The sequence below is a fragment of the Bradyrhizobium sp. BR 1433 genome, assembly GCF_051547665.1.
Classification (GTDB): Bacteria; Pseudomonadota; Alphaproteobacteria; order Rhizobiales; family Xanthobacteraceae; genus Bradyrhizobium; species Bradyrhizobium australafricanum.
Map to the genome: position 1 here is coordinate 4,634,098 of NZ_JBPUGG010000001.1, position 17,086 is coordinate 4,651,183.

12 protein-coding genes are annotated in these 17,086 nt (G+C 60.8%); 11 read left to right on the top strand and 1 reads right to left on the bottom strand.

All coding sequences use genetic code 11. The features are described from left to right. Nucleotides 1-316 precede the first annotated feature (316 nt). Nucleotides 317-1,741, top strand: coding sequence for an oligosaccharide flippase family protein (locus ACSKB9_RS22480; RefSeq protein ID WP_438075823.1), 1,425 nt, complete (start codon nucleotides 317-319; stop codon nucleotides 1,739-1,741). Nucleotides 1,742-1,758: 17 nt separating this feature from the next. Beyond that, entirely contained in the window at nucleotides 1,759-2,766 is a 1,008-nt protein-coding gene (locus tag ACSKB9_RS22485) for an FkbM family methyltransferase (RefSeq protein ID WP_438075825.1), read from the top strand. A gap of 114 nt (nucleotides 2,767-2,880) precedes the next feature. Here ACSKB9_RS22485 and ACSKB9_RS22490 read toward each other — a convergent pair whose 3' ends face one another. Then, nucleotides 2,881-3,894 (bottom strand): polysaccharide deacetylase family protein, encoded by a 1,014-nt coding sequence (locus ACSKB9_RS22490; protein WP_438075827.1) that lies wholly within the window; start codon nucleotides 3,892-3,894, stop codon nucleotides 2,881-2,883. Nucleotides 3,895-4,229: 335 nt separating this feature from the next. On the opposite strand from ACSKB9_RS22490, the gene ACSKB9_RS22495 reads away from it, so the two are divergent. From ACSKB9_RS22495 to ACSKB9_RS22535, 9 genes are all read left to right on the top strand, one after another. Beyond that, nucleotides 4,230-4,595, top strand: a complete 366-nt coding sequence (locus ACSKB9_RS22495; protein ID WP_438075829.1) for a hypothetical protein — start codon at nucleotides 4,230-4,232, stop codon at nucleotides 4,593-4,595. Continuing rightward, nucleotides 4,589-5,449 carry a glycosyltransferase family 4 protein gene (locus tag ACSKB9_RS22500; protein WP_438075831.1) on the top strand — a complete coding sequence of 287 codons (861 nt, stop codon included), beginning with the start codon at nucleotides 4,589-4,591 and terminating at the stop codon, nucleotides 5,447-5,449. The genes ACSKB9_RS22495 and ACSKB9_RS22500 overlap by 7 nt, the downstream gene beginning before the upstream one ends. A gap of 9 nt (nucleotides 5,450-5,458) precedes the next feature. After that, nucleotides 5,459-6,592: a radical SAM protein gene (locus tag ACSKB9_RS22505; RefSeq protein WP_225162373.1), complete on the top strand. Its 1,134-nt coding sequence runs from the start codon at nucleotides 5,459-5,461 to the stop codon at nucleotides 6,590-6,592. 17 nt (nucleotides 6,593-6,609) lie between these two features. Then, nucleotides 6,610-7,791 (top strand): glycosyltransferase family 4 protein, encoded by a 1,182-nt coding sequence (locus ACSKB9_RS22510; protein ID WP_438075833.1) that lies wholly within the window; start codon nucleotides 6,610-6,612, stop codon nucleotides 7,789-7,791. A 93-nt stretch (nucleotides 7,792-7,884) separates the two neighbouring features. Next, complete coding sequence (locus ACSKB9_RS22515) at nucleotides 7,885-9,234, top strand: O-antigen ligase family protein (protein ID WP_229189966.1); 1,350 nt, start codon at nucleotides 7,885-7,887, stop codon at nucleotides 9,232-9,234. Nucleotides 9,235-9,298: 64 nt separating this feature from the next. Beyond that, nucleotides 9,299-10,513 (top strand): glycoside hydrolase family 5 protein, encoded by a 1,215-nt coding sequence (locus tag ACSKB9_RS22520; RefSeq protein WP_438075835.1) that lies wholly within the window; start codon nucleotides 9,299-9,301, stop codon nucleotides 10,511-10,513. A gap of 369 nt (nucleotides 10,514-10,882) precedes the next feature. Continuing rightward, on the top strand, nucleotides 10,883-12,325 hold the full coding sequence (locus ACSKB9_RS22525) for a hypothetical protein (protein WP_438075837.1): 1,443 nt from the start codon (nucleotides 10,883-10,885) through the stop codon (nucleotides 12,323-12,325). A gap of 575 nt (nucleotides 12,326-12,900) precedes the next feature. Further along, on the top strand, nucleotides 12,901-15,549 hold the full coding sequence (locus tag ACSKB9_RS22530; RefSeq protein ID WP_438075839.1) for a type I secretion system permease/ATPase: 2,649 nt from the start codon (nucleotides 12,901-12,903) through the stop codon (nucleotides 15,547-15,549). Then, nucleotides 15,536-16,963 (top strand): HlyD family type I secretion periplasmic adaptor subunit, encoded by a 1,428-nt coding sequence (locus tag ACSKB9_RS22535; RefSeq protein ID WP_092079172.1) that lies wholly within the window; start codon nucleotides 15,536-15,538, stop codon nucleotides 16,961-16,963. The genes ACSKB9_RS22530 and ACSKB9_RS22535 overlap by 14 nt, the downstream gene beginning before the upstream one ends. Nucleotides 16,964-17,086: the final 123 nt, after the last annotated feature.

Below are 17,086 nucleotides of genomic sequence, written 5' to 3' on the forward strand. Positions count from 1 at the left end.
CTCGTCGGCGAACCGCCTTCATCGCGACGAAGGCAGCATGTTTCTCGTTACGGCCACCGGAGTGGGTAATCCAGAAGGGCCGGACGCTCTCCGCAGCCGTGGGGTTATATTCGACCCTGCGACAATGTGCCGATTTGACAATGTGTAACATTTGAACGCTCAGCCTCCGCGCAGTCCGCTCCTCCGCCCACGAGGTGCGCCGAACCGGGAATTCCGGGCAAGAGCTCGATCACAATTACTGGGCGCCGCGTGGCGTCCACCAACGTTGGCTTGAGCAATGACGAGCTTTACTCGACCGTCCGGCGGACCGGCGACCATGTTCAGCAATGTCTTCCGGCAGTCATGGCTGGCCTTGGCATACCGATGCTCGGGCGCCGTCGTCTCCCTCCTCTTCGGCGTAAGTTTTGCGCGGATGATGAACATAGAGGAATACGGTGCGCTCATGTCGTTGATGACGTTCGCGCTCGTCGCCTCCACGGTCGGCCTCATCGGTCAGCAATTTCGCGTGTTGCGGGAAATACCAAGCATCGCCGCCCGGAAGAACTACCCGGAGATCGGCTCGATCGTCGCGAAGCGGGTTCGTGTGGCGTGTCTGGGCAGCGTTGCCGTGACCGTACTCGCCCTCCTTCCGTTCGTCGCCGCTCACGGCCGCGACGGAATATTCGGAGGCTGGCAATATGCCACGAGCGTGCTCCTGATATTGCCGTTGTCCTTGATCGAAATGCAGAGTTCGCTGGGGCGCGCGCTCGGCTCCGTCAATCTCGCACTCGTGTCGAAGGATGTGCTGTGGAGATTTCTCATCATATTGTTGGGCGCCGTTCTCTTCGGGACGTCTGGCCATCCGCTGCCGGCTGAAGACGTTCTGCTGATTGCGACTGGAATCCTGATCGTGTTGATCGCCGCCCAGAACATCTACCTGCGGCATCTCGCGGAGGGGTGTAAGGTATTCACCATGGCGGTGGGGCGATCGAATGACCGGCTTCGCGACATCCTTTCCACGTCGGGACCGTTCTGGGTAACCAGCGTCACGAGTATCATGGGCGGCACAGTCGACCTCGTCGTCATCTCGGTCATGGTCGGCCCGGAAGCCGGAGGATATTACTACGCTGCCAGCCGGATCGCGCTCCTTCTTGATTTCTTCCTGGCGACCTTTTGTATTCCCGCGGCGCCCCTCATCGCACGTCTGTTCGATGAGAATCGTCATGCGGAAATCACGCGCGTCACGTCGGGAGCGTCATTGGCTGCGTTTGTCGCTGTGCTCGGCTGCGTTGCGACGTTGGCGCTTGGCGGCAACCTCGCGTTGATGGCGTTCGGAGCGACTTTCACCCGCGCCTACGGCGTCCTGATGGTCCTGGCAACCGGCATGCTGGTGTCGACATATTTCGGGATCGGCCCCATCGCCCTGAATATGACAGGCCATCAGCGCGCCGCGATGCACATCGTGGTGATCACTTGGGTGTCGGGAATCCTGGCCATGGTCGGCGCGACTTGGGCCTTCGGGACGATAGGAGCAGCGGTTGCTGGCTCCTGCGCGGGCATCGCGACCAGGGTGTGGACTGCGGCCTACATTTATTCGGCGGAAGGGATCGATATCACCGCCACCACGGCGCTCCGCGCGTTGGTTAGGCGCGCAACGAGCCGAGGAGTATCCGAACCGCGTAGCGAGGCAATACGGCCAGAAGCCAGCGGCACCATTCTTGACCTGCAGCCTGCTCGCGGCAGTCGGGACACACGTACATGAATTGGGGAGATAGTTGAATGCGTTCGCTGTCATCCGAGGACGCGATTGCTGCAATTGGATTTACGCGCGGGAGGCGGTACCTGATGGGCCGGTCTACATTCGATTACGAGGTGTCAGGAAGCCGGCTTTCCATGGGGCTGGTGAGGCTTCTGCACACCGTTGTTGCGCGGAGTACCGGGCGCGGTATGGGACTTGCCATGCGGGCGGTCAAGCCGCTTCTGCATTCCCAGCTGTCTTGCGTCCATTTCGCCGACGGTAGCCGCTTGTACTTCGAGCTGAACGACGTCTATTGGAATGCGTTCTTCATCGGCCAGCCCGGCATGACCTACGAGCCGGACATAGCGACGCTTCTGCTGCGGCTGAAGGATACCGACTATACGTTCTTCGATTGCGGTGCAAACATCGGATACTGGTCCGTTCTCGTCACGTCGGAAATGCTGGGTCGCAAGCGCGCGATTGCCGTCGAGGCTTCACGCGAGACGCTTGCAATTCTCGAGCAGAACCGTGACGCGAATGATCAGCGCTTCGAGATCTGCCGAAGGGCATTGTTCGAGTACGACGGGCGCAGCCTGTTCTTCTCCGACGACGGACCTCATTCGGCCCGGCACATCGTAACGTCGCAGAGCAGCCGTCCGTCACACACAGAACCCGTCATGTCGATAACGATCGATGCGTTGGCAAGGGATCAGCAGCTGACCGACAGCGATCGGCTCGTCATCAAGCTCGACGTCGAGGGCCAGGAGGTTGCGGCCCTGAAGGGCGCTCGGCAGGCTCTGAAGCGCGACACGCTGATCATCTACGAAGATCATGGCCAGGATCGCAGCCACGCGACCACGAGGTATGTGTTCGAGGCACTCGGACTTCCGGTGTTTGCTCTTGCTGCAGACGGATCAATCACGAAGGTCAGTGACCTCGGCACACTGGATCGCCTGAAGGTGAACCCCAAAATCGGCTACAATTTCGCGACCTGCCCACCCGGATCCGGCTTCCACCGCTGGATATCAGGAATCGCCAGTCAGGCCTGATCGTGTCGGGCGCCGATCCTGGCGCACGAGATCGCCGGCGGCTCAACCTACTTCGCGTGCCCGAGCCAGAATTCGCGTGCCCTCGACTCTTCGACGCGATCGGAATGCACGATATCAGTCGCCGCGGCCGAACAGCATCTGGACCGCCGACTGGACGCCATTCATTCGCCCCTCGAACGGAATTCTCCCGTCGGAAGGACCTCCGACCGCGATGCGGGGGAGCCCAAAAGGATTCAGCTTCCGATCAGATATCTGTCCATGCCGGGTTGTGACTGCGGTCGAAAAACCGACCTCCACCGCGAGATGTTGTTCTCGATCACCGCATGCCCTGGAGTTGCCGTAGGGAAAAGCGACGTGCCGAACCGGGCGCTGAAGCAGTCTCTCCAGATAGGTGCGATTACCCGCCATTTCGGCGCGCGCTGAAGCTGCATTCAGGTACGCGAGCGCTGGATGCGATTCCGTATGCCCGCCAATCGTAGCCAGGGGGTGTCGTGCCAGGAGCTGAAGCTCCCGCTCGTTGATGAAATAGGCGTCGTTCAAGGCCTCCAGCGACAGATCGGCCTTGCTGAACGTAGGGGCGAGCATCTCAACTCGTAGGTAATCTTCATGGACCCAGTTGCTCACCTTCTCCAGGGCCGATGCTTTCTCGTCAAAATCGCGACAGCTGAATCGCATGTTCATTGCGTCGATCGCAAGACTGTCCCTCGAGCGGAATAGGTCGCGCAAGCCCAGCCACCACGGTTGCAGCGTCCGCTTCACCGCACCCGTTGGAACATAAACGGTGAAGGGCGCGTTATTTCGCTCAAGGATCGGCAATGCCGTCGTGACGTTGTCCTTGTAGCCGTCGTCGAAGGTAAGCACCGCATAGCGACGGGGTTCAGGATCCACCGCCAGCCGCTCGAGACATGCATCGAGACTGACAATCTCCCATCCTTGCTGGCGCAGCCACTTCAGCGTGTATTCAAAGAAATCAGGCGATGCACCGGTCTTCAGCTCCGAGCGCCAATCCGGCTGAATCTCGTGGAACATCAAGATAGTGGCCCTGCCGGCAAATGCCATGCGCAAAGCAGGCGCAAGTCCCGCCCAACTTGCCGCATGGAATATCGTTCGGCTCAGTAGTCGCTTCACGCGAAATCACCACCGGACAGGTTGATTGCGCGCAAGCCGACCAAGCGTCTTCGGTGCTCATGTGATTGCGTGCGCGATCTGCCCATGCTCATCTCAAATAGCCCTCGTGAACACAGCAGTGTTTCCGATGGGAAACACCCCTCCATTTATCGACAAACCGCGCCGCTCTGGCAACCACGGCGCTGGTACTCACTACTGGGTACCCCAGATTTCATCGCCCCCACTCTGAATGCGCCGCCTGCATCGAACTGCTTTCACGGTAGCTTTTCGTCAGACACAGAGTGCACCGGCCACTGGTGATGCCGGCCTTCGTGATGCGCGTGTCGAGGGCCTCAATGAAAGTACTGCTCGCCAATAAGTTTCTGTTCAACAACGGTGGCGCAGAGGCAGTGCTGCTTCAGGAAAGAATGTTCCTGACGAGCAGCGGAGCGGACGTCATTGACTTCGCGATGCAGCACGAGCGGAACATCGAATCCCGCTATGCAAATCACTTCGTGTCTCGCCAGGAATACCGAACCGGCGGCCATCTCGCCAAGATCAAAAGCGCGCTCTCATTGATTCACTCGCGCGAAGCCGTGAGCAAACTCGCATCCCTGATCGAGGAGACCCGACCGGATCTGATGCATTGCCACAACATCTATCACCAGCTGACCCCGTCGATTGTCGGCGTCGCCAAGTCGCGCGGATTCCGGTCGTGCTGACACTGCACGATTCGAAGCCGGTGTGTCCGGTGCACACCCGCATGCGAGAGGACCAATTGTGTTCATCGTGTCTCGCCGGCGATTTCCATCACGTGCTGATGCACCGTTGCGCTGACGGCTCGATCGCACAGAGCGCCACGCTTTACATGGAAGCGGTCATTCAGCGCTGGTTCGGCAGCTACGAGAAGGTGGATCGCTTCCTCGCGCCGAGCCGGTTCATGCGGGAGTCGGTGCTGCCTCGGTTCGCCGCGGACCGGGTACAGGTGCTCTACAATGGCGTGGATGTCAGCGGCATTTCGGCGAGCGATCGGGACAAGGGATACGTGCTCTATTGCGGCCGGCTCGCGCCGGGAAAAGGTGCGGAGACGCTGTTGCGCGCCCACGAAGCAGCCGACTGCCGATGGCCTCTCGTCGTCGCAGGCTCCGGCCCGCTGGCGGATAGTTTGAAGGCGCAATTCACCCGGAATGTGCGTTTCGCGGGCCAGCTATCCGGCGAGACCTTAAACGAGACGATCGCCGAGGCTTCCGTGGTGGTTGTGCCTTCGGAGTGGTGCGAGAACTGTCCGATGTCGGTGCTGGAGGCGATGGCCTATGGCAAGGCAGTCATAGCGACCCGGGTCGGCGGCATTCCGGAGCTCGTGGACGATCAAGTGACGGGGCTTTTGTTTGAGCCCGGCAACACGGACGAGCTTCGTCAGCACGTCGACTGCCTGATGAACGACGCCGCACGCCGTGCAGGCATGGGAGCAGCAGGAAGAAGTCGCGTCGAAGCGGACTTCTCCCTCGAGAAGCATAACACCGAGCTGATGGCCGTCTACCGATCACTGGTGAGCGAGCGGCATTCATCGCATTGAGGATTGCAAATGGACCTCACCGTAATCTCCACGTTTCGTTGCAACTCGAGATGCCAGATGTGTTACATCTGGAAGAATCCGACCGATCCAAAGGAAGAGGTCACGCTCGAGACCCTGGCGAAACTTCCTGCGGGGTTCGATAATCTCAATATCTCCGGCGGAGAGCCGACCCTGCGGAAGGATCTGGCCGAGATGGTGGACCTGCTCCACCCAAAGGCCCGGATCATAGAGATCAGCTCGAACGGCCTGCATCCCGAGCGTCTCCTGCCCATCGTCAAGAAGCACCCGAAGATCAAGGTTCGTTTCAGCCTCGAGGGTGACGCGACCACCAGCGACTGCATCCGCGGCGAGAAGGACGGCTACGCCACGAAGGTCGCCGGACTTCGCATGCTGCAGGAGGCAGGCGGACAAGACCTGGGATTCGCCTTCGTCATCCAGGATGAGAATGTGGCGCAGCTCGTTCGAACCTATGAACTGGCGCGTTCGATGGGGTTCGAACTTGCGACATCGACGCTGCACAACGCGTGGCAATTCTACAAGAACGACAATTATTTCTATGAACGCGTCGCGGTGGCCCGGCAAGTCGAAGGGCTTATCACTGCGATGCTCAAGAGCAACAAGCCGAAGAACTGGTTTCGCGCCTACCTGAATCTGGGCTTGATCGAAAAGATCCTCGGCCACCCGCGGTTGATCCGCTGCAGCGCGGGGACGGATTTCGCATTCATCGACCCATGGTCCGATGTGTGGGCCTGCAACGTGCGGTCGGACCTGCCGCTCGGTAATTTGGCGCGCCAGTCCTGGAGCGAGATCATGGCCAGTGACACGGCCAAGAACTCCGTCGCCAAGGTTCACGCTTGCCAACAGAACTGCTGGATGGTGACGACCGCGCGCACGGCAATGCGCTCAACGCTGATTCCGCAGGCACCGAAGATGGGGCCGCTCATCTGGGTGCTGAAGAACAAGCTGAAGGTCGAGCTCGGCCGACCGATCTGTTTCGATCAATACATTGATTATTCCAACGTCGCGCCTACTCCGCGCGTCCAGCGAACGTCATTCCTCAACGAAAAGCAAAAGGCACGGTTGGTGCGCGGGAGAGACACGGCCGACGCCCGATATCCACTCAAGGAATTTATCAATAACTAATTCGACAGGAGGGTGCAGTGAGTGCGGATCATCTGGTACTGCGGGTGATCATGCTTGGCTTGCGTGGATTTCCCAATGTGCAGGGAGGAGTGGAAGTTCACGCGGAGCACCTGTGCCCCCATCTCAAGGAACTGGGCTGCGATGTCGAGGTAATCGTTCGCTCCTCCTATATGCCGCCTGATCGCGGCGACGAGTGGCACGGCGTACGCTACCAGCGGGTATGGTGTCCGAAGACCTCGGGTCTTGAGACAATCGTCCATTCGTTCCTCGGGGTGCTTGTCGCTGCATGGCAGCGGCCGGACGTGCTGCACATCCAGGCCATCGGACCGGCCCTGATGGCGCCACTCGCGCGCTTGCTGGGACTGCATGTTGTCGTGACGCACCACGGCCCGGATTACGAACGGGAGAAGTGGGGCCGATTGGCCAGGATGGCCCTGCGCGCCGGCGAGGCCTGGGGCATGCGATTTTCCGACGGCCGCATCGTCATCTCCCAGACCATCCGAAAGCTGGTGCGGGAAAAGTACGGCCTGAATTCGGACCTCATTCCAAACGGCGTCACCTTGCCCGACGTGCCCAAGAGCACTTCGGTGCTGGACAAGCTTGGGCTTACGCCGGGACGATACGTGTTGATGGTGGGCCGGCTGGTGCCGGAGAAGCGGCACACCGACCTGATTCAGGCCTTTGCCGACGCCAGGCTCACCGGATGGAAGCTCGTGTTCGTCGGCGCCTCCGAGCATCCAGACGCGTATACGGAGATGCTTGCGGCACGCGCTGAGGCAACCGCTGGGGTGATCATGGCGGGCTTCCAGTGCGGGCTCGCACTGCGGGAGCTATACGCCCACGCAGGCATTTTCGTTTTGCCATCCTCGCACGAAGGCTTGCCGATCGCGCTGCTGGAAGCTCTGAGCTTCGGTTTGCCCGTGGTGGCCAGTGACATTCCTGCTCACCTGGAGATCGGATTGAATGACGCGCACTATTTTCATGTGGGAGATGTATCAGCGCTCGCGGATCGCCTGGCATCGTTTGCACACAGTTCGTGGCCGTTGGAGTTGCGCGAGAAGACACGCAACTGGTTGGCCGAACGGGAAGACTGGCGCTCGATCGCAGAGCGCACTCTCGGATGCTATCGCAGGGCGATTGAACCTCGTCGAGGCGGTCCTCATGCGCGGTCCCGGACGGCGCCGCCCAGCACCGCCTAGCGAGCTGCGCACGCGGCGCATCGGCCAACGCGCGATTCCCGTCCCGCAATTGAGGTATCGCCTCAAACCGATCGAACCAAAGCGACGTTCAAGATGAATATGCTTTTGCTGTATTTCCTCATCTATACGTTCTTTCGATCGATCTCCAACGGCCTCGACCGTCTGTCCGGGACGAGCTTTTCCATGATCCTGTCGCTCACCGTCATCGGGATCGGTGTTGTGGCCGCCTGGCATGCGCGACATGTCAGGATACATAAAAGACTGTTCGTGCTCTTGATAGCCATGTCCGTCTTTGTTGCCGCTTGCATCCTGTCTTTTGTCACCAATGGCTTCGGAGCCGGCAAGATCGTCAACCAGTATGCCGCCTTGTACGAGATGTTCAGGTACGTGCACCTGATCATGTTCGTCACACTACTTGCTGCCCTTTATCGTCATCCGGATTTTTGCCCGCGCCTCCATCGTGTTTATATGTGGCTGTTGTTCATCATTTCCGCGGTGGGGCTCGGTCAATACCTGACCGGTCATGCAGAGCTCGTCACGCAATACGACAAGTTTGAACGAGTGGCGGGTCTTTCTTCGCACCCCGTACCCTACAGCCTGGAGATCGTGCTGACCTTTTTCGTTTGCGAGCTGTCGCGACGGAAAATGCGCCTTCCCATTCAGCACTTTCACCTCGCGGTGTACTTGCTGTTTGTTGTTGCCCTGGTCCTTTCTGCTTCAAGGACCGGCGTCGCGCTGCTCGGGGTGGCCCTCAGCGTATACCTCTTCATCCAGAGGCCTCGCCTCCTTCCCGCGTTCGCGGCAGCATTCGCGATCCTCCTATGGCTGTCTCCATTTGGAGAGTTGTTTTCGGACCTGAAGACCGTTCCGGACTACATCATGAACGGCGAATATGTGGTGTGGGACTGGCAAACCGCGGTGACCTCGGTCCATTGGCGCATTCACCACTGGTACTATCTGTCCACGCTTGGGTTGGAACGAGCATGGATCGGATATGGCCCCGGTCAAACCCCGATCTACAGTCCGTTCCTTCTGCAGGCACACAATCAGTTCGTGGAGATATTCTTCGATACGGGCATGGTAGGCCTGATCTCCTTTGCCGCGTTTTGGTTCAGCCTTCCGCTGGCTGCAATGTCCGACCGGCGACGGATCATCAACACATTCGGAAAGAAATCAGCGGAAGCCGGAATTCTGCATTTCTGGGTTGCCATCTTTGTCGGCGTGACGCTGGTTGCATTACTCGATCAAAGCTTTAACCGGGAAACAGTGGCGTTCTCGCATTTGATCGTCACCGTTTTCATAATCCTGTCTCAGCCGGAAGCGGTCACCGCGCGAAACCCCGGATGGTCCTTCCGCCAGCTTTTGATGACCGCCGGTTCGCCGGCCAGCGCAGCATTTGGAGAACGTAACCTTGCAGTCGCGGAAGAACGGCGTTCCACCTAGATCTCGACCTGGATTGAGCCGGCGTCACGCACTTCGGGCCGCCGCCTGCGCGGCTGCGTACGGCGTGACGCGATCGCCGGTCTTCGGACAGCCAACCGCCGCGCCGTCCCTTGATCGCCAGTCGGACGTCGCGTTCACGTCGTCGCACGACCGCCTGCGCGGCATAAACATCCAGCAGCCTTTCGCGCATTGGCAGAAAGGTGAGCCCTGGAACATCCGCAGGGGCTGGGACAGCTGGATGCCGAAACAGCGGCTCGAAAGAATCGCTGCCAGCGGAGTCGACTTCCTGCGCATCTGTGTCGATCCAGCGCCGCTACTCGCTGTCGAGACCAAGGCCGATTTGACCTCAGGCATCGAAACTGTCCTTCGATCGGTCGACGCCGTCCTTCAGGCTGGCATGAAGGTGTTATTCGACGTTCACGTCAGTACGGAGCACGAGGACTGGAACATTCAGACGTTGACCGATGGACTCGCAGGCCCGCATTTCCTGCGTCTTGTCGAAGTCGAGACGAGCATCGCAGCGGCATTGCAGACGAGATATGAGCCCAAGTCGGTCGCGTTGGAGCTGTTCAATGAACCGCCGCCGCCGTCGGATTTCAGCTCCAAGACAGCTTGGGCGGAACAGCTCAAACATCTTTACGACGCAGTACGATCAGCCGCCCCGAAACACACGCTGCTACTTTCAGGAATGAATTACGCGAGCATCGATGGTCTGCTCTCGATCGACGTAAAGGCCTTCGACGCGAATACGATATTCGTTTTTCACTACTACGAGCCGTTCATATTCACTCTTCAGGGCGTCAATCTATCCTATAGCAAATATTTGCATCGCCTCCAGTTTCCCCCGCAACCCGGCGACCGCGCTCGGGCGATCGAGCGAGCGATAGGTCTGTTGAAATCGGATGAGCAAACCTCCGTGTTGCGAAAGGAGTACCTTGTCCAGCAGCTGATGAGCGGCGCCGATCAATATTTCAATGTCCCTCAGGATATCGAGTTCGTCCGTCGCAGAGTGGGCGAGGTCGCCGCTTGGTCCGACCAGAACAAGGTCGATCGCAAGCGCATCATGTGCGGTGAGTTCGGATGTTTTGGCGACTTCGCCGGTCGCACCGGTGCCGCGTTATCGGATCGGGCGACGTGGTTGCAGTCGGTGCGTCAGGCCGTCGAGGACAACGGATTTGGCTGGTGCGTTCACGACCTTGATGAGTCGTTTCGCATCACCAGCGACAACGGTGCATTTATCCCAGAGCTCTTGGCAGCGCTCGGTCTGCGCAAGCCATGAGACCGTAGGCTGAGCCAAGCGAAACCGACGCGACCTTGCAGAAATCAAATATGGCGTGAAACCGACCACCGCGGCAAATGTCAGCGGAAAATCGTCCGTGTGGAGTAAATGCCGGTCAGGTATACGTGTGTATAAATCACACTTTGAAAGTTTTTTTGCCATTTTTGATTATTAACCAACCGGCTCAGCAGTCGGGGGGGCCAACTTCCAAGAAACCCACTGCTTGAAATCTCCTCGCGGTTCGAGGCTGCAATTCTTTGGAATCTGTTCGCGACTACTGAAGTTGCGAGCATGCAATATGTCGCACATCCCTGATGCGCGGCAGCGGAATTTCACGTCCTTAAATCTGGTCTGCAATGGAGAACAAAAGTGGCGCTGACCGATGTCACCTATCAAAACACGCCTGGCAACAGCGAAGGGTTTCCGCTTGGCGTTCCCACAAGCTATTCCTGGTACGGCGGGAGCACCGGCCATACAGGTAGCACCCCGCCCTCCAATTTCACCGCCGTCACAGGGTGGGGACAGGTCTATCCCCAATCCGGGGCAAGCAACGATTCTAATCCGGCCAACGTTCAGATCGCGAACTTCCAGACGTGGGTGCATCTGAAAACTGGCGGCTGGTCTCTCGTGCAAGATCAGGCGACGGACCCGATCGCCGGATCTCAGTTTCTCGCCGACTTTTCTGGAAACACGAACTCTGCATGGAGCGTGACAAGGCAGGCGGACGGCAGTGCGATGGGCGCTGCGCCCCTCAGCGGATACAACGACCATTTCTGGCCGGGCTCGCGCGGCACCTATTCTGCCGGAACGGTCGATGGCGTCTATGTCCAGGCCGATATGAGGACCACTGATCCGAACGAGCATCTCGTTGCCGATCTGGGAGCTGATTGGTGGTCGAACTCGACGGCCGCATACGTCGATGGCTTCTCCAACAATCCCGGTGCCGGGATGAGCGATTGGGTCGCACTGACGACGAACTACAAGACCCTTTACTTCACCTCGATGACTTCTGCGCAGTTGCAGGCCGATCTGCCGCCTCCGCTGAAGGGCACCTCTTCGCCGACGACGCCCACGACACCGACGACGCCGACGACGCCGACCGATCCCACGATACCGGCGCAGCCGACGACGCCGACCGACCCCACGACGCCGACAACCCCCACGACTCCAAGCGTGACCGCACCGGTGCTCGACGTCGCGGACAAGTCGCTCTGGGTGGCCGGCAGAGGCGGTCAGGTCGACCTGGGGACGACCATTACGACGACCGACCCCAACGATAACCTCACCCTCAGTATCATGGGATTGCCGCGATACGAGACGATCACGACCGGCGACGGCACGACGCTCAGGGGCAACAACATCACCCTGACGTCCGCGCAGGTCGACAGCGGACTGACGCTGACATCGTACTACAAGGGCAATGCTCATCCGGTCGCGAACCTCACGCTGACCGCGAGCGCTATGGATCCGACCACCGGCGCTGTGATGTCGTCGGACCCGCAGACGATCCGCGTGACGGATCCCCGGCCGTCCAGTTCGACTGGCGGAAACGCCGGGAGCTGGGCAAACCACGGCTTTGCGCAGTTGCAGCAGCAGATGGGCGGGGACACCAGCACCCTGGCGAACGCAGCACAGACGACCGGTTGGGCCGATCAAGGCACGCGAGCGTCCCAGGCAAGCCAGGGCTTTGCGCTGCTGAACCAGTATCTGGCCGGCAGCTCCGGTCGGGTCGACGCTGGTCAGATCGCGGCGGCCATGTCGAATGCGAACAGCTGGACGCACAACTCGTTCCTGAGCAAACCTCAGGGTTGATCCGGCTACTGCACCCGGGGGCTCTGCGCCGGGTGCAGTACCATCAACGTGTTGGGAATTGGAAACAGGCGGTCGATCGCGGACGGTAACGGCGAGGAGACTGTCACGCGCGGGTCCTGGTCTCGGTTGGCTTCATCGCTCGCATCTGTTTCCGAGCGATCAAAATGCGTGCTGGCGCAACAGCTTCGGGTATGCGGCAAATTTGCGCGCAACATAACGGTGCAAAAATCAAGATTTGAAACTTTTTTCGCCATTTTTGCGCATTAACGAACCGGTTCAGCAGTCGGGGGGCAGGTCTAAAATCCCACTGCTTTGAAATCCCCTCGCGGTTCGAGGCCCTAGTGCTTTGATGTTGCTTGCGCCTTTTGGCCGCGAGCAAGCGGTATGTCGCATGCTCTGTCGATGCGCGGCATTGGAATTCCCAGTCTTTGGAAATGCATGAGAAGGAACACTAACGCGGCCGGGTAGCCGCGAAGGGTTGAGTAAGAATGGCGATCCAGAACGGAAATGCCCCCGCCGCAGATCTAGGGCTTCGCGCGCTAGCTCTGTTCCTGCGCCTCCATGGCGTGAATACAGTGCCGGACCAGCTCCGCGATCGTTGCGGGAGCGACGAGATCGGCGTCCGCGCGATGCTTCGCTGCGCGCGCGAATTCGGGGTCAAGGTCCGCTCGCGGACAATGGATTGGACCCGCCTTGCGGGTATCCAGCTGCCCGGAATCGCCTCGCTGCGTGACGGCGGATTTCTGCTGCTGGGCAAGATCGACGACCAGGTGGCGCTTGTGCTGCACCCGACCTCGCCGCATCCGAGTCGGATGACGCGCGCGGAATTCGAAGCGATCTGGGATGGCGGTTTGATCTGTGCTGGATCACAGAGCCTCGCGCAGCGCGCACGTCATGCATTTGCCGGCTTCCGCACGCGCTCGTTTGACCTGGGCGCCGGCCTGATGCACCGCGCCGGCGAGGGCCTGATGCGGGCTCGTGACGGTCTCACGAAGAGCTTCTGGGCGATGAGACCTGGCATCCTGATGCGCGGGCCTCGCGACGATGCCGCAATCCATCCGGCGAACACAAACACCGAATCCCCGGCCGCCGGCGTCGAATCCGAACATGACGATGAATCCGGGCTCATTGCGCTGGCGATCTTGCTGCGTTGCCATGGCATCGCTGCCGACCCCGGCCAAATTCGTCACCGGATCGGCGCGGCGCGCCTCGGCGTTACTGAAATCCTGCGCTGCGCCAAGGATTTCGGACTCAAGGCAAAGGTGCAGAGGACCAGCTGGAACAGGCTTGCCGTCACCCCGCTGCCGGGAATTGCGGTGCTGCGCGACGGCAGCTTCCTGATCCTCGGCAAGGTTATCGACGACAAGCTTCTCGTTCAGCGCCCGCTGTCTCCGCGGCCCGAAGCAATCACCCAGGCCCAACTCGAGGCGATCTGGGACGGCGGCATCATCCTGATGGCCCGGCGCGCCAGCCTGACCGACCTCGCGCGGCGCTTCGATATCTCCTGGTTCGTCGGCGCCATGCAAAAGTATCGTCGCCTGCTCGGCGAGGTGCTGGCGGCGTCGTTCTTCCTTCAGATCTTCGCCGTTGTCTCGCCGCTGTTCTTCCAGGTGGTGATCGACAAGGTGCTCGTGCATCGAAGCATGAGCACGCTCGACGTGCTGGTCGTCGGGCTTGTCGTACTGACCGTGTTCGAGGCCGTCCTCGAGACGCTGCGCGTCTATCAGTTCGCGCATACGACAAACCGTATCGACGTCGAGCTCGGCGCCAGGCTGTTCCGTCACCTGCTGGCGCTGCCGATCGCCTATTTCCAGACCCGCCGCGTCGGCGATTCGGTGGCGCGCGTCCGCGAGCTCGAGAACATCCGCCAGTTCCTGACCAGCTCGGCGCTCACGCTGGTGATCGATCTGCTGTTCACCGTCGTCTTCCTTGCGGTGATGTTCTATTACTCGACGACGTTGACGTGGATCGTGCTGGCGTCATTCCCGCTCTACATCGGCATCTCCGCGGGAGCCGCGCCGCTGTTCCGTCGGCGCCTCGACGAGAAATTCAATCGCGGCTCCGAGAACCAGGCCTTCCTGGTCGAGAGCGTCACCGGTATCGAGACGCTGAAGGCCATGGCGGTCGAGCCGCAGATGCAGCGCCGCTGGGAGGAGCAGCTCGCCGGCTATGTGTCCGCAAGCTTCCGCGTGCTCAGCCTGAACAACACGGCGAGCCAGGCGGTCCAGATGATCAACAAGCTGGTCATCGCCGCAACTCTTTACTTCGGCGCCCGCCTGGTGGTCAGCGGGGACCTGACTGTCGGTGAGCTCGTCGCGTTCAACATGCTGGCCGCGCGTGTCAGCGCGCCGGTTCTGCGACTCGCGCAGATCTGGCAGGACTTCCATCAGGCCCGCCTGTCGATCGATCGTCTCGGCGACATCCTCAACACCATTCCCGAGCCGAGCTTCACGCCGGCCCGCGCGGCGCTGCCACCGATCCGCGGTCAGGTCACATTCGAGCACGCGACTTTCCGCTACCGCATCGACGGCCCCGAGGTGCTGCACGACGTGTCCTTCAGCGTCGAGCCAGGCCAAGTCATCGGCATCGTGGGTTCGTCGGGTTCGGGCAAGAGCACCATCACCAAGCTGATCCAGCGTCTCTATGTCCCGGAAAGCGGGCGCGTGCTGGTCGACGGCGTCGACCTCGCGATGGTCGATCTGAGCTGGCTGCGGCGCCAGATCGGCGTCGTGTTGCAGGAGAACGTACTGTTCAACTGCACGGTTCGCGACAACATCGCGCTGGCCGATCCGGCGATGCCGATGGAGCGCGTCATCGAAGCGGCAGAGCTAGCCGGCGCTCACGACTTCATCCTCGAACTGCCGGAGGGTTACGACACCGTTGTGGGCGAGCGCGGAAGCAGCCTGTCCGGCGGGCAGCGCCAGCGAATCGCAATCGCACGTGCACTCATCACCGATCCACGCATCCTGATCCTGGACGAGGCGACCAGCGCGCTGGACTACGAAAGCGAACGCGCGATCCAACAGAACATGAGGCGGATTTCCGCCGGACGGACCGTGTTCGTCATCGCCCACCGGCTCTCGACCGTGCGCAATGCAAGCCGGATCATCACCCTCGAGCATGGCCGCATCGTCGAGGACGGCAGCCATGACGAGCTGATCCGCACCAACGGCCGTTACGCCAACCTCCATTATCTGCAGGCCGGTATCCATGACGTCCGCTAGCCGCAATGTCGTCGCGTTTCCGAGACGCGAACCTCGCCGCCGCGAGCACGAAATCGCCTTTCTGCCGGCGGCGCTCGAGATCGCCGAATCGCCGCCATCGCCGATCGGGCGCGCGATCGGGGCCTGCATCATCGCCGCGTTCTGCATCGCGCTGTTGTGGGCGACGCTCGGCAGCGTCGATATCGTCGCCAGCGCGACCGGCAAGATCGTGCCGGGCGGGCGCACCAAGCTGATCCAGCCGTTCGAGACCGGTGTGGTCCGCGCCATCCGCGTCCGCGACGGCCAGAGCGTCAAGGCCGGTGACGTCCTGATCGAGCTGGACCCGACAATGACGGAAGCCGACCAGGAGCGCCAGAAGAGCGATCTGCTTGCAGCCGAGCTGGACGTCGCGCGGCTGCGCGCCGCGCTGGCCGCAGACCCGCTCGCGGCCTTCCGGCCGCCGCAAAACGCAAGTGCGGCAGAAATCGAGATGCATCGCCAGTTCCTGATCAGCCAGCGCGCCGAGCAGAGCGCAAAGCTTTCTGAAATCGAGCGCCAGCAGGGGCAGAAGGAAGCGGAACGGGCGACCACATCGGCGAGCGTCGACAAGCTGGAGGCGACGATCCCGGTACTGAAGGAGCGCGTCGACATCCGCAAGGGTCTCGTCGAGAAGGCATTGGCGTCGAAGGTCGTCTATCTCTCCGAATATCAGGAGCTGGTCGCCATGCAGCAGGACCTCGTCCTGCAGCAGAGCCGGCTGCGCGAAGCCGATGCGGCGATCGCGCTGCTGAAGGAGACCAAGGACAAGACCGCCGCGGAGTATCGCCGCGCGACCTATGATGCCCTTGCGAAGGCCGAGCAGAAGGCTGCGAGCGCCGCGCAGGAGGTGGTCAAGGCGGATCGGCGAACGAAACTGCAGAGCTTGACCGCACCGGTCGACGGCGTCGTGCAGCAGCTTGCTGTTCATACGGTGGGCGGCGTGGTGACGCCCGCTCAGGCGCTGGCCGTCGTGGTCCCGAGCGAGAGCCAGCTCGAGATTGAGGCCATGCTCTCGAACCGCGACATCGGCTTCGTTCATCCCGGCCAGAAGGCGGAGATCAAGGTCGATACGTTCAACTTCACCCGATACGGGCTGCTTCATGGCGATGTGCTCAGCGTGTCGACGGATGCCATCACGCGCGAAAAGCAACAGGGCAACCCCAATGACCGGACATTGGGCGCGGCGCAGAGCAGCAGCGAGCCTAAAGGTCAGGAGCTGGAATATGCCGCGCGCGTTTCGCTCGACCGGACGCACATGCAAATCGAGGACAAGCTCGTCAAGCTCGGGCCGGGCATGGCGGTGACGGTCGAAATCAAGACCGGCACGCGCAGGATCATCAGCTACCTGCTTTCGCCGCTGGCACGGTACCGGCAGGAGGCCCTGCGCGAACGGTAAAGCGAAGCCGGTCGCCGGACGTTGCGGCCGGGCGAGGCGCCACTCGCGTGAGAGCGAAGCTGATCGCGGTGGTGCCCGTCGTTAGGACGATGGCGGTGAAATTGCCGGTGGATTGGCAGATGC

What these genes read in the sequence shown, in the direction of transcription:
- ACSKB9_RS22485 (WP_438075825.1), top strand. Translation starts at nt 1,759, where the DNA reads ATGCGTTCGCTGTCATCCGAGGACGCGATTGCTGCAATTGGATTTACG.
- ACSKB9_RS22480 (WP_438075823.1), top strand. Translation starts at nt 317, where the DNA reads ATGTTCAGCAATGTCTTCCGGCAGTCATGGCTGGCCTTGGCATACCGA.
- ACSKB9_RS22505 (WP_225162373.1), top strand. Translation starts at nt 5,459, where the DNA reads ATGGACCTCACCGTAATCTCCACGTTTCGTTGCAACTCGAGATGCCAG.
- ACSKB9_RS22515 (WP_229189966.1), top strand. Translation starts at nt 7,885, where the DNA reads ATGAATATGCTTTTGCTGTATTTCCTCATCTATACGTTCTTTCGATCG.
- ACSKB9_RS22535 (WP_092079172.1), top strand. Translation starts at nt 15,536, where the DNA reads ATGACGTCCGCTAGCCGCAATGTCGTCGCGTTTCCGAGACGCGAACCT.
- ACSKB9_RS22495 (WP_438075829.1), top strand. Translation starts at nt 4,230, where the DNA reads ATGAAAGTACTGCTCGCCAATAAGTTTCTGTTCAACAACGGTGGCGCA.